Origin of the sequence: Phaeobacter sp. LSS9 (genome assembly GCF_003443595.1) — a bacterium.
In the GTDB taxonomy this organism is placed as follows: Bacteria; Pseudomonadota; Alphaproteobacteria; order Rhodobacterales; family Rhodobacteraceae; genus Phaeobacter; species Phaeobacter piscinae.
The window spans coordinates 408,780-421,208 of the sequence record NZ_CP031956.1; the positions used below are offsets into that span (position 1 = coordinate 408,780).

The window sequence follows — 12,429 nt, forward strand, 5'->3', positions numbered from 1 at the left end:
TTTCCTGAAAGGAGTGCCCAATGTCCGATCACCTGACCGTTGTCGATCACCCGCTGGTGCAGCACAAGCTGACCCTGATGCGCGACAAGGGCACGTCAACCGCCGGGTTCCGTCGCCTGCTGCGCGAGATCACCCAGCTGTTGGCCTATGAGATCACCCGCGAGATGCCGCTGACCACCACCACCATCGACACACCGATGGAAGAAATGGAAGCGCCGATCCTTGCGGGTAAGAAACTGGCGCTGGTGTCGATCCTGCGGGCGGGCAATGGCATGCTGGACGGCGTTCTGGAGCTGATCCCCTCGGCGCGGGTCGGCTTTGTCGGCCTCTACCGGGATGAGGAAACGTTGCAGCCGGTTCAGTATTATTTCAAGGCCCCGGAGGAGCTGAAGGATCGTCTGGTGATCGCGGTTGACCCGATGCTGGCCACTGGCAACAGCTCTGCGGCGGCGATTGATCTGCTGAAAGAAGCCGGTGCCAATGACATCCGTTTCCTGTGCCTGCTGGCCTCGCCCGAAGGGGTGGATCTGATGAAAGAAACGCACCCGGATGTGCCGATTGTAACAGCCTCTCTCGACCGTGAGCTGAACGAGAAAGGGTATATCCTGCCGGGACTGGGCGACGCGGGCGACCGGATGTTCGGGACCAAGTAGCCATTTGCTGTTTCGGCATGTGCCGCACGTAGAAACAGGGGCGTCCGATTGCGGGCGCCCTTGCTGCATTGCGGGGGGCTCCCTGCTTGATCCGGGCCTATCGGGCGCGCTGATGCCTTTGGGAACTTTCGCTAATTTGCGGAAACCCTGCTTTACTCAGATTCGCTTTTCAGGCATCCTGCCGCCATATATTGTGGGGCTTTCGGATGACGCTTACTAGAATTATTGCAAGTGCCTTGATCGCGGCGGCCAGCTTTGGCGGGGCGCATGCGCAGTCAGCCCGCACCACCGAAGCCCCGGCTGAGTTTCCGCCTGCCTCCTTTGAGGGCAAGCAATATGTCGACAGTCGCGGGTGTGTTTTCATCCGGGCGGGTATCGACGGCACTGTCACATGGGTGCCGCGCGTGACCCGAAGCCGCAAGCAGCTGTGTGGTTTTGAGCCGACACAAGTGGCTGCCGCACCAAGCGCGCCGAAAGCGACCTCTGCACCGGGACCTGAGTTGATCACGTTGCCAGCAGACCAACGCGCGAATGGCGCGGAGATCACCGTCGCAGAAGAGAGCACACCCCTGGTCGCAGCATCGACCGCGCCGCGCAGTGTCACGACCATCAAGCCACAGCGCAGCGCGGTTCGGCAGGCCAAGCCGGTGCGGACTGCGGCCTCTACCGGCTCGGTGCCGCGACAGCGCCCGCTGCTGGATGACGCCTATCGCCCGCCCACCGCCGCGCCCACCGTCGTCAGTCAGGGCTATGGCCGCTGTCCCGGTGCTTCGGCGCTGAGCCAGCAATACATCAACCAGACTGGTAATGTGCGCTGCGGCCCGCAGGGGGGCAGCAACCGCCTGTCATCGGTTCTGGACCCTAACACCCGCGTGGTTCCCAAACATGTCTATCAGGAACGCGCGCTGAGCCGTGGTCTGAAGGTGCCTGAGGGCTATCGTCGGGCCTGGGGCGATGATCGCCTGAACCCGCGTCGGGCCGAAATGTCACTCGGCGGTGTTCTGGCGCGTGCCAATGGCGGGGTGCCTGCCGGATACGTGCGGGTTGCCCGTCAGGACCGTTACAATCCGAACCGGGGGCCGCAGGGGACCGCAATCTGGACACGCACCGTCCCGCGCGAGGGGATCCGCCGCCCGGTAGACCGGCCTGTTGTGACCCTCTCTGCAAGACAGCGGGCTGATGCCGCGGCAGCCGTGGCGCAGGATGATATCCTCGTCACCCGTCTGTCCACGCGTTCGCAACCTTCGGCGGGCACCACCCCGCGCCGAGAGGCCTCAGCGGCCATGTCTGCGCCTGTTGCGCCCTCCCGCTATGTGCGGGCCGCGACCCTTGCCGATGTGACGCAGGCGGAAGCGGTGGCACAGCGGCTGCGCCAAAAGGGACTGCCGGTACGTCTGGGACGGGTCAACCGCAAGGGACAAACCTTGCAGGTGGTGCTGGCCGGGCCATTCACTGGTGGGCAGGCGGCTCAGTCGGCCCTGTCCAAAGTGCGCGCAGCAGGTTTTGCCGGGGCGCGGTTGAGCAAGTAGGCAGCAGATCAGCAGATTGGCACAGGGCATGCTAAGGGCGCGTGGTTTGCGACGTCTCAGGATCCCCGTGAGAGCAACTTGGGCCGGTTCAGCCGCAGATGCTCTGCAATTGAACCCAGTCACGATCATTCAGCACCGGCTGTAGCTCGCGCCCGGCCATCGGGTCGGCTTCGATCAGGCCAAGCACCGTTTTACCGGTGATGTCCTGCGCATAGGCGTAGGGGCTGGAGGGCACCGCTGCGCGCGCGAACTCCGCGAGCGTCGTGGTCTCATCCGGGGTCGGGCGCGGCGCGCTGATGACGGTTTCTGCGTAACGGTCCAAGGTCGCTCGTGTCAGCTCACCGGTTGTCAGCATCCTGAAGGTCGCCCGGATGCCCCCGGCGGCCAGCAGTTCAGCCAGCGGGTCCTGTTCCACAGCGCGGGCGCGTTCAACCAGAACGGCGCCAGCTGCGACAGCCGGATCTTCGTGATCCTCGACCAGATCACGGTTCAGCAGGACGATACCGCCAGGCAGATAGAGGCTGCTGGCCACACCGCTGCGCAGGATGACCAGCTGGCGTACATCCAGCCGCTCCGCCAGCCGGTCCAGAATGGGCGCGGTCTCCAGCGTGCTGCAGGCCTGACCCGACACCCGCTCAATCCGGCCGAGCAAGGCCTGCCCCAGCGCCTTGCGCTTGATATCCGGCACCACGTCGACCGTATGGGACAGCAGCGCATTGGGCAGCCAGAACACGGCAAGCCCGGCCGCAACCGCTAATGTCGAGAGCAGCGTAACAGCGCGCAGGCGGCCCGGGCGGGCCCGCGCGCGGGTGAGGGCAGATTGCAACCGGTTGATCGCATCCAGCATGGCCGTTTCATCTTCGGCAATCTCCAGCGTCTCGCCGTGATCTCCGTAGGGATGAAAGAGGGCCGGGAAACTGCCGGGATTCTGGCGTTCAAGTGCTGCAAGGGACCAATGCGCCAACGGCCGGTCATTCATATCGGCGATGGTCAGGGTTGCGTCCCCGACCGAAACGATAACATCGCGCCGCTGCGCATCAGGGGCGGCGCGCCACAGGGCTGCAGCCTCAAGCCGTTGATATTCCCGCAATGCCGTCATGAAAAACGATGCACCCTTACCGCTAATTGTTCACAGATCAAATAGCACGGCGATCCGGGCGTCAGCAATTGACTTTGCGACAGTTCCGTCCGCGCGTGCTTTATGAACCCATGTCAGAGTGCCTTGGCCTGCTGGCGCAGTTCAAATTTCTGGATTTTCCCGGTCGAGGTTTTCGGAAGCTCCTGAAAAATCACCTGTTTTGGGGCTTTGAAACCTGCCAGTGTTTCGCGGGCAAAGCGGATCAGATCGGCGGGGTCCACGGTTGCGCCGGGCTTCAGTTCGACAAAGGCGCAGGGCACCTCACCCCACTTATCGTCGGGTTTGGCGACCACGGCTGCAAGGTTTACATCCGGGTGCCCCATCAACACGCCCTCCACCTCAACCGAAGAGATATTCTCGCCGCCGGAGATGATGATATCCTTCGCGCGATCCGCGATCTGGATGTAGCCATCCGGGTGCTGCACAGCGATATCACCTGAGTGGAAATATCCGCCTTGGAAGGCTTCGGCGGTGGCATCGGGGTTCTTCAGATAGCCTTTCATGACCGAGTTGCCGCGCATGACAATTTCGCCCTGATCCTGGCCGTTCATCGCGATCTGCTGCATGTCATCGGACATGACCGTGATATGATCCATCATCGGGAAGGCGACGCCCTGACGGGCCTTGATTGCGGCACGGCCCTGCTGGTCCAGCGTATCCCAGCTGTCACCTTTCCACAGGCATTCGGTGACATGGCCGTAGGTTTCCGTCAGCCCGTAGACCTGTGTGACATGAAAGCCGAGCGCCTCGATCTTCTCCAATGTCGCAGGGGCGGGCGGGGCGCCTGCGGTAAAGACCTCAACCGTGTGATCGAACTGGCGACGGTCGTCCTCGGCGGCGTTCACCAGCATATTGAGCACGATGGGCGCGCCGCCGAAATGGGTCGCGCCTTCATCGGCGATTGCATCGTAGATCGCAGGCGCGGTGATATCGCGACAGCAGATCAGCGTGCCCCCCAGAACCGGCATCATCCAGGTGTGGTTCCAGCCGTTGCAATGAAACAGGGGGACAATGGCAAGGTATTTCGGCTGCATCACCATGCGCCAGGAAATCACCGTGCCCATGGTCATGAGGTACGCGCCGCGATGGTGATAGACGACACCTTTGGGCCGACCCGTGGTGCCGGAAGTATAATTTAGCGCAAGGCTTTCCCATTCGTCCTGCGGCATGATCCAGTCGAAATCATGGGCCGCAGCGGCAAGGATATCCTCATAGATCGGATGGCGGCCTGATGCCGGGTGGCCCGCTTGATCATCCGGCACCTCGATAATCAGCGGTCCCGGGCCATCGCAGGCGGCCTTTGCCTCCTCGGCGAGGGTGAGGAACTGGCTGTCGACCAACACCACCTTGGCCTCTCCATGATCGAAGATATAGGCGACCGTGCTGACATCCAGCCGTGTGTTGATGGTATTCAGCACAGCGCCACAGGCGGGCACCCCGAAATGCGCCTCGGCCTGGGCCGGCAGATTGGGGATCAGCGTGGCGACGACGTCACCGGGGTGGACACCCATCCCGGCCAGAGCTGAGGCCAGCCGCGTGCAGCGGTCGTAATAGGCGGCATATGTCTTGCGATGAGTGCCGTAGACCAGGGCAGGCACATCGGCAAACACATGTGCGGCGCGACGCAGATGTGACAACGGTGTCAGTGGCACATAGTTGGCGGCTGTCTTCTCCAGTCCTGACTCGTCCGACATCCAGCCCATTTCGGCCTCCTCAAGATGATTCATGCGTCGTTGGTTCAAGATATTGCGCATAGTTACACCCAAGGGAAGGCATAAGGCAGTTTTGTTTTTCAATGACAGCGGGCGACCACGCTGCCACACCGTGTCAGCCCGGGTTTTCTTCGGGGAGTAAACCGCTTAGCTTGGCGCCATGATCCTGTCACCCGGCCGTTCCTACGTCTTTGTGCATATTCCGAAGACCGGAGGCACCGCGTTGTCGCTGGCGCTGGAGGCGCGGGCCATGGCGGATGATATGATGCTTGGCGATACGCCAAAGGCCAGCAAGCGGCGGCGACGCCTCAAGGGCGTTAAAACGCGGGGCCGATTGTGGAAACATTCAACACTGGCGGATATCGACGGGCTGGTGCCCGAGGCGCAGCTGTGGGGTCTCTTTGCCTTTACACTGGTGCGGAACCCGTTTGATCGGGTGCTGAGCCTTTATCACTGGCTGCGGGCACAGAGCTTCGATCACCCTTCGGTTCCGCTGGCGAAGACGCTGGATTTTCCCGATTTTGCCTGTCATCCCAAGATGCTGGCAGCGTTTCGTGCCACCCCGGCGCGCGCCTATATGCGGCGTGCGGACGGGGTGGAACAATGCGCGTGCTATATCCGGCTTGAGCATTTCGCGCAGGACGCCGCACCCCTGTTCGATCACCTGGGGTTTGAGCTGCGCCTGCCCGTAGCCAATGTCTCTGAGCGCCCGCGCGGCTGGCAAGCGGCCTATACAGATGCGGCACGTATGGCGGTGGCAGAGGCCTGTGCAATGGATCTTGCCCAGTTTGAATACTCTTTTAACGATTCACCGATAGACCAGTAGTCGAGAGATGGAATCACGGGGTTTTCGAAGCCTCCGCCAAAATGGCGCAGCTTTGATCCGAAATCGTGAACAGCTTTCCCGCAGGTCGGCTCTTGTCGCCTGTCGGACGGGTAACGTGACGGGTCATGCAGAACGTATGGCTGCCTTGGTGAAAGGGAAAACCGATGCTGGATTGGCTGCTGAAACGCAAGCTCTCTCCGATGGCCGAGGCTCTGGCGACAGAGTATCCGTTGGTCGCAGCCGGACAGGGCGGGATCCTGTCGGGCACGCATGTGGCCTCACATCTTGGCTGGCGCCCGATTGAGGCCCTGGCCGTGGGCGATATGGCCCTTACCTTTGACCATGGGATGCAGCCCATCGTCGATATCCACCGCGAGACGCTGTTGCTGACCAGCGGTGCCCCCAATCCACTGACATGTCCGGTCTATATTCCGCAGGATGCGCTGAACAATCGCGCGCCGCTTTGGGTGATGCCGAACCAGGGAATTCTGATCGAAAGCGATCTGGCCTGTGACGGGCAGGGCGATCCCTTTGTGGTGGTGCCAGCCTGCGCGCTGGAAGGCTATCGCGGGATCCGCCGCGCGGAACCAGAGACCCGGCTTGAGATCGTCGTACCGCGTTTTGCACAGGACGAAGTCATATATCTGGAGGCGGGCCTGCTGGGGTTCAGCGTCTCACCGCGTGACCTGCTGTCGTTCGACACAAGCGCGCAGCCGGATCTTTATCGCGTGCTGCAGCCCGAGACCGCCCGAGAACTGGTGATCGATATGATCACTGAGGAAAGCGTCTGGGCCACGACCCTGCCGATGGGGCCGGGTGGTCATGGCGCGGCAGAATATGCCGCGATGGTCTAAACCGCCGAACACAGACTGCGTCGACCAAGGCCGCCATCCGATCCGGAGGCGGCTTTTTTCGTGTCTACATGCCCTTCATCGGATGTGTTGACGTGAAAAAGCGGCGCCCAAGGGCGCCGCTTTCAGATGCGTTTGGACTGCGGTGGCCTGATCAGGCGGCCTTCTCGGCCTCAGGATTGAAGCGACCGTAGAAGGTCTGACCTTTCTCCGCCATCTCCCGCAGCAGCGGCGGGCAGGTGAAGCGCTCACCGTATTTCGCAGTCAACTGATCGCAGCGCTCAGCCGCATAGGGCGTGCCGATGATGTCGAGCCAGCTCAGCGGACCACCGGACCACGGCGCAAAGCCCCAGGCCAGAATAGCGCCCACGTCGCCTTCGCGAATGTCCATCAGAACGCCCTCTTCCAGTGCGCGCACGGCTTCCAGAACCTGTGCGAACATCAGGCGTTCCTGCACCTCGATCAGATCGGGCTGCTCTTCGGCCTGCGGGTATTTCTCCTGCATGCCCTTCCAGTAGCCCTGACGCTTGCCCTTGTCGTCATAGTCAAAGAAACCAGCGTTGGACTTGCGCCCGAGACGGCCCTGTTCTTCCATCCAGAAGATCAGGTCATCCGCTGCACTCTCCGGATAGGCATCACCCATCGCCGCCTTGGTGGCGCGGGCAATTTTGGCGCCCAGATCGATCGAGGTCTCATCGGTCAGTTGGATCGGCCCAACGGGGAAGCCCAGCTGACGTGCGGCATTGTCGATCAGCGCCGGGGCGACGCCCTCGGTGATCATCCGTGCGCCTTCGTTCACGTAAGGGATGATGCAGCGGTTACAGTAGAAGAACCGGGCATCATTGACCACGATCGGTGTCTTGCGGATCTGACGCACATAGTCCAGCGCCTTGGCGACCGCGCGGTCACCGGTTTTCTCACCTTTGATGATCTCCACCAGGAACATTTTTTCCACCGGCGAGAAGAAGTGAATGCCGATGAACTGTTCCGGGCGCACCGAGGCCTCTGCCAGGCCGGTGATCGGCAGGGTCGAGGTGTTGGAGGCGAAGATGCAATCCTCAGGGATGATCGCCTCGACCTTTTTGGTCATCTCGGCTTTGACGCCGGGATCTTCAAACACCGCCTCAATGATCAGATCACAGCCTTTGAGCGTGTCCAGATCCGGGGTTGCGGTGATGCGTGACAGCATCGCCTCTTTCTTCTCGGCGGTGACTTTGCCGCGCTTGATGCCCTTGTCGAGATAGCTCTCGGTATAGGCCTTGCCCTTGTCAGCGGCGTCCTGATCACGGTCAACCAGCACAACCTCCATGCCAGCCTGAGCGGAGACCAGCGCGATGCCTGCCCCCATCATGCCAGCACCCAGAACGCCGATTTTCTTCACGGACTGATCCTCGATGCCCGCAGGACGCACGGCGCCTTTTTCCAGCGCTTCCTTGTTGAGGAAGAGCGAGCGGATCATCGCCTCGGAGGAGGGGTTCATCAGCACATGCGTGAACCAGCGCGCCTCGATCTTCAGCGCGGTGTCAAAGGGCACGAGCGCGCCCTCATAGACGGCACTCAGCAGGGCCTTGGCCGCCGGGAAGGCGCCGAAGGTTTTGCCATGCACCATCGCAGCGGCACCAAGGAAGGTCATGAAGCCCGCAGGATGATAGGGCGCGCCACCGGGCATCTTGTAGCCCTTCGCATCCCAAGGTTTGACGATATCGGCGTCTTTCGCCTCCAGAACCCAGGCACGCGCAGCGGCCAGAGGATCTTCGACAACTTCGTCGATGATGCCAGCGCCCTTGGCTTTCTTTGGATCAACCAGCTTGCCTTCCAGCAGGAAGGGAGCCGCTGCCATGGCGCCCATCTTGCGCACCAGGCGGGTGGTCCCACCAGCACCGGGGAAGATGCCAACCATGATCTCCGGCAGGCCGATCTTGGCCTTTGGGTTGTCGGCGGCAAAGATACGATGCGTGGACAGCGGCAGTTCCAGACCAATGCCAACGGCGGTGCCGGGCAGGGCTGCTGCGACCGGTTTGCCACCCTTGTTGGTCTTGGGATCCATGCCGGCCCGCTCGATCTTGCGCAGGCCTTCGTGCATTTTCATGATGCCTTCGAACAGGCCCCGCGCGGGCTCGTCACCGGCATCCTCTTTCATCTTGGCCAGCACATTGAGGTCCATGCCACCGGCAAAGTCTTTCTTGCCAGAGGTGATCACGATGCCCTTGACCGCGTCATCGGCCAGCGCGTCCTCGACCAGACCGTCGAGGTTGATCATGGCTTGGCCGTTGAGCACGTTCATAGTCTTGCCGGGGCAGTCCCAGGTGATGATGGCGACGCCGTCGGCGTCTTTTTTCATTGTGAAATCAGACATATCTTCTTCTCCTGCCGCCTGGGTTACACGCGTTCAATGATGGTGGCCGCGCCCATGCCGGACCCGATGCAAAGCGTAGCAAGGCCAGTCTCCCGGTCGCTGCGCTCTAGCTCATCCAGCAGCGCGCCGAGGATCATCGCGCCGGTGGCCCCCAGCGGGTGGCCCATTGCGATGGAGCCTCCGTTGACGTTCACCTTGTCGTGGTCCACGCCAAAGGCCTGCTCAAACCGCATCACAACACTGGCGAAGGCCTCATTGACCTCAAACAGGTCGATATCGCCAATTGCCATGCCATTGTCGCGCAGGATTTTCTCCGTAACAGGCACGGGACCGGTCAGCATGATGGTGGGGTCGGTGCCGATCTTGGCTGTTGCTTTGATGCGCGCGCGCGGCTTCAGGCCCATCGCCTCGCCGAATTCCTTGTCGCCGATCAACACAGCAGCGGCGCCATCCACGATACCGGAGGAGTTTCCGGCGTGGTGAATGTGATTGATCCGCTCCAGATGCGGATACTTCAGCATGGCGATCTTGTCGAAGCCGGGCATCTGCTCGCCCATCATTTGGAATGCGGGGTTCAGACCGCCCAGCGACTGCATATCGGTGCCGGGGCGCATGTATTCGTCGTGGTCCAGGATGGTCAGCCCGTTGATGTCACGCACGGGTACGACGCTGCCAGCAAACCGGTTGTCGTCCCATGCAGCCTTGGCGCGGCGCTGGGATTCCATTGCCATTGCATCAGCGTCATCACGCGAGAACCCGTATTCGGTGGCAATGATATCCGCTGAAATCCCCTGTGGGACGAAATAGTTGTCGATTGCGATAGCGGGATCAACCGCGATGGCGCCACCGTCCATGCCCATAGGCACGCGGCTCATGGATTCCACGCCACCCGCGATATAGGCGTGACCGGCGCGGCCACGGACCTGGTTGGCGGCCATGTTCACCGCTTCCAGACCGGAGGCGCAGAAGCGGTTGATGGAGACACCGGGGATCGATTCATCCAAGTCAGACGCCAGAACAGCGGTCCGCGCCAGGCAGGCGCCTTGCTCACCGACTTGGGTGACATTGCCCCAGATCACATCCTCAACCGCGTGACCTTCGAGGTTGTTGCGGTCTTTCAGAGCGTTGAGAGCCACTGCCGACAGCCGCGCGGCTGTCACTTCATGCAAGGATCCATCCTTGCGACCCTTGCCGCGCGGGGTGCGCACGGCGTCATAGATATAGGCTTCGGTCATATCAGTCTCCTCAGGCTCGGTCCGACGGGTTGCCGGGCATTAGATCGTAAGGGGCTTTCCAGCCCGGTTGGGCGCTCAGCCGTGAGAGCCAAGCGTCGATATTAGGCCATTCAGCTCGCACGAAGCCGAAGGGTTCTGGGTAATAGAGATAAGAACAGCAGGTCAGATCGGCGTTGGTGAGGCCGTCGCCCACGATCCAGTTGCGTCCCTCAAGGTGTTTGTCCAGGATCGCATAAGCCGCCTTCAGCCGACCTTGCAGGAAGGCGATTACCTCCTGCGGGCGTTTGTCAGCGGGCAGGAAATTCATCAGGAAGCGGCAGAGCCCGGCGTTGGAGGACAGTTTGTGATTGTCCCACAGTTGCCAGCGCAATATCTCACGCGCCTCTTCCGCTGTCTTGCCGCCAAATTTGCCATAGGTATCTGACAGATACTGCTGGATCACACCAGACTGGCTGAGCGTCAGATCTCCGTCGACCAGAACCGGGCATTCTCCCATGTCATTTACGTCGCTGCGAAAGGTCTCGCCGCGTGTGGTGCCGCTGAAGAAATCAACAAAGACCGGCTCCCAAGCGATCCCGCCCAGTTCAAGCGCCAGCGCGGCCTTGTAGGAATGGCCGCTCTCACCGAAACAATGGAGTTTGATGCTCATGACATGTCCTTCCTGTCGCCGGAGCGCGTGGGGGTTTCACACCCCCACACCCCCGTGGAGTATTTGTGGAAAGATGACGGAGTGTTCACTCCGCGTTAACAGTGGTGACGCGACGATGGCAGTGCGGGACAGGCTGGAGAGCCGATGCTCGTGAAAGGTGACGGCGCGCCGACCCATTAGGCGGAGAGCTCGGGGGGAGGCGCGTCTCATCCTTTCACCTTTCCCCAAATACTCCCGCCGGAGGCATCCGGCACTGTCAGTATGGCCTGCCGTTTGCCGTGTCACAGGGACCTCGCAATCAGTTCCTTCATGATCTCATTGGTGCCGCCATAGATCCGCTGGACGCGGGCATCTGCCCACATTTCTGCCACAGCATATTCCTGCATGAAGCCATAGCCACCGTGCAGCTGAACACACTCATCAAGCACATCGCCCTGAGTGTCCGTGATCCAGTATTTCGCCATCGCGGCCTTCTCGACCGTCAGCTTACCCTGGAGATGTTCGACCATACATTCGTCCAAGAAGGCCCGCGCGACCTTGGTTTTGGTCTGGCATTCCACAAGTTTGAACCGGGTGTTCTGAAACTGGGTGAGCGGGCCGCCAAAGGCTTCGCGCTCCTTGCAATAGGCGATGGTGCGTTCCACGGCGCCTTCCATCGCGCCAACTGCGCCACAGGCAATGATCAGCCGTTCCTGGGGCAGCTGCTGCATCATCTGGTAGAAGCCCTGGCCCTCGGTCCCGCCCAGGATATTCTCTGGCGCGATTTCCACATTGTCAAAGAACAGTTCCGATGTATCGGCGGCATGGAGGCCCACCTTGTCGAGGTTGCGACCACGGCTGAAGCCATCGGCTCCATCGGTTTCCACAGCCACCAGAGAGATGCCTTTGGATCCTTGCGAGGGGTCGGTTTTGGCGGCAATCAGGATCAGGTTAGCGTGCTGGCCGTTGGTGATGAAGGTTTTCTGACCGCTCAGCCGATAGGCGTTGCCGTCTTTGACGGCCTTTGTCTTGATGCGCTGGACATCCGACCCGGTGGAGGGTTCTGTCATTGCCAAGGCGCCGACCAGCTCACCGGTGATCATCTTGGGAAGCCAGCGCTGTTTCTGCTCTTCAGTGCCATAGGCCAGCACGTAATGCGCGACGATGCCTGAGTGGATACCGTGTCCCCAGCTGGCAAGATTGGCGCGGCTGCCTTCGATCAGGATCGCGGCCTCATGGCCGAAATCACCACCGACACCGCCGTATTCTTCCGGTACGGAAGGGCAGAGCAGGCCAAGCGCGCCGGCCTCATTCCAGGTGGAGCGATCCATCATTCCCTGCTTGCGCCAGGTCTCGAATTTTGGCGCCCATTCACGCGTGATGAACTGCGCTGTCATATCAGCCAGCATCTGGTGCTCGTCGGTCATCCAGCTGGAGTGTTGCTCTGCGCTCATGGGGCTCCCCTTGGTGTCTGTATCGTGCCTTGTGGCATCTGTTGTCT

The 12,429-nt window shown here is 61.2% G+C and carries 10 protein-coding genes; 4 read left to right on the forward strand and 6 right to left on the reverse strand.

What is annotated here, in order from left to right; translation table 11 throughout:
- Nucleotides 1-20: 20 nt before the first annotated feature.
- Together upp and D1820_RS02015 are read left to right on the forward strand one after the other, a co-directional pair.
- Nucleotides 21-653: a uracil phosphoribosyltransferase gene (gene upp / locus D1820_RS02010; RefSeq protein WP_118067700.1), complete on the forward strand. Its 633-nt coding sequence runs from the start codon at nucleotides 21-23 to the stop codon at nucleotides 651-653.
- Between the two features lie 206 nt (nucleotides 654-859).
- Nucleotides 860-2,182 (forward strand): SPOR domain-containing protein, encoded by a 1,323-nt coding sequence (locus tag D1820_RS02015; protein WP_118067701.1) that lies wholly within the window; start codon nucleotides 860-862, stop codon nucleotides 2,180-2,182.
- Nucleotides 2,183-2,270: 88 nt separating this feature from the next.
- Here D1820_RS02015 and D1820_RS02020 read toward each other — a convergent pair whose 3' ends face one another.
- Nucleotides 2,271-3,281, reverse strand: coding sequence for a hypothetical protein (locus D1820_RS02020; protein WP_118067702.1), 1,011 nt, complete (start codon nucleotides 3,279-3,281; stop codon nucleotides 2,271-2,273).
- Between the two features lie 113 nt (nucleotides 3,282-3,394).
- Complete coding sequence (locus tag D1820_RS02025; protein WP_118069979.1) at nucleotides 3,395-5,023, reverse strand: AMP-binding protein; 1,629 nt, start codon at nucleotides 5,021-5,023, stop codon at nucleotides 3,395-3,397.
- A gap of 169 nt (nucleotides 5,024-5,192) precedes the next feature.
- Here D1820_RS02025 and D1820_RS02030 point away from each other — a divergent pair, with 169 nt between their 5' ends.
- Complete coding sequence (locus D1820_RS02030) at nucleotides 5,193-5,858, forward strand: sulfotransferase family 2 domain-containing protein (protein ID WP_118067703.1); 666 nt, start codon at nucleotides 5,193-5,195, stop codon at nucleotides 5,856-5,858.
- Nucleotides 5,859-6,022: 164 nt separating this feature from the next.
- A complete protein-coding gene (locus tag D1820_RS02035) occupies nucleotides 6,023-6,712 on the forward strand; it encodes a Hint domain-containing protein (RefSeq protein ID WP_040173098.1) in 690 nt (229 codons plus the stop codon).
- A gap of 151 nt (nucleotides 6,713-6,863) precedes the next feature.
- Here D1820_RS02035 and D1820_RS02040 read toward each other — a convergent pair whose 3' ends face one another.
- The 4 genes from D1820_RS02040 to D1820_RS02060 form a co-directional block, all read right to left on the reverse strand.
- Nucleotides 6,864-9,065 (reverse strand): 3-hydroxyacyl-CoA dehydrogenase NAD-binding domain-containing protein, encoded by a 2,202-nt coding sequence (locus tag D1820_RS02040; protein ID WP_118067704.1) that lies wholly within the window; start codon nucleotides 9,063-9,065, stop codon nucleotides 6,864-6,866.
- A gap of 23 nt (nucleotides 9,066-9,088) precedes the next feature.
- Nucleotides 9,089-10,300, reverse strand: coding sequence for an acetyl-CoA C-acetyltransferase (locus D1820_RS02045; protein WP_040173105.1), 1,212 nt, complete (start codon nucleotides 10,298-10,300; stop codon nucleotides 9,089-9,091).
- A gap of 10 nt (nucleotides 10,301-10,310) precedes the next feature.
- Nucleotides 10,311-10,949, reverse strand: a complete 639-nt coding sequence (locus D1820_RS02050; protein WP_118067705.1) for a glutathione S-transferase family protein — start codon at nucleotides 10,947-10,949, stop codon at nucleotides 10,311-10,313.
- 281 nt (nucleotides 10,950-11,230) lie between these two features.
- Nucleotides 11,231-12,382: an acyl-CoA dehydrogenase family protein gene (locus D1820_RS02060; RefSeq protein ID WP_118067706.1), complete on the reverse strand. Its 1,152-nt coding sequence runs from the start codon at nucleotides 12,380-12,382 to the stop codon at nucleotides 11,231-11,233.
- Nucleotides 12,383-12,429 lie beyond the last annotated feature (47 nt).

Excerpts from the sequence above, each read along its gene's own strand:
- upp (WP_118067700.1), top strand. The coding sequence starts at position 21 with ATGTCCGATCACCTGACCGTTGTCGATCACCCGCTGGTGCAGCACAAG.
- D1820_RS02015 (WP_118067701.1), top strand. The coding sequence starts at position 860 with ATGACGCTTACTAGAATTATTGCAAGTGCCTTGATCGCGGCGGCCAGC.
- D1820_RS02020 (WP_118067702.1), bottom strand. The coding sequence starts at position 3,281 with ATGACGGCATTGCGGGAATATCAACGGCTTGAGGCTGCAGCCCTGTGG.
- D1820_RS02025 (WP_118069979.1), bottom strand. The coding sequence starts at position 5,023 with ATGGGCTGGATGTCGGACGAGTCAGGACTGGAGAAGACAGCCGCCAAC.
- D1820_RS02030 (WP_118067703.1), top strand. The coding sequence starts at position 5,193 with ATGATCCTGTCACCCGGCCGTTCCTACGTCTTTGTGCATATTCCGAAG.
- D1820_RS02035 (WP_040173098.1), top strand. The coding sequence starts at position 6,023 with ATGCTGGATTGGCTGCTGAAACGCAAGCTCTCTCCGATGGCCGAGGCT.
- D1820_RS02040 (WP_118067704.1), bottom strand. The coding sequence starts at position 9,065 with ATGTCTGATTTCACAATGAAAAAAGACGCCGACGGCGTCGCCATCATC.
- D1820_RS02045 (WP_040173105.1), bottom strand. The coding sequence starts at position 10,300 with ATGACCGAAGCCTATATCTATGACGCCGTGCGCACCCCGCGCGGCAAG.
- D1820_RS02050 (WP_118067705.1), bottom strand. The coding sequence starts at position 10,949 with ATGAGCATCAAACTCCATTGTTTCGGTGAGAGCGGCCATTCCTACAAG.
- D1820_RS02060 (WP_118067706.1), bottom strand. The coding sequence starts at position 12,382 with ATGAGCGCAGAGCAACACTCCAGCTGGATGACCGACGAGCACCAGATG.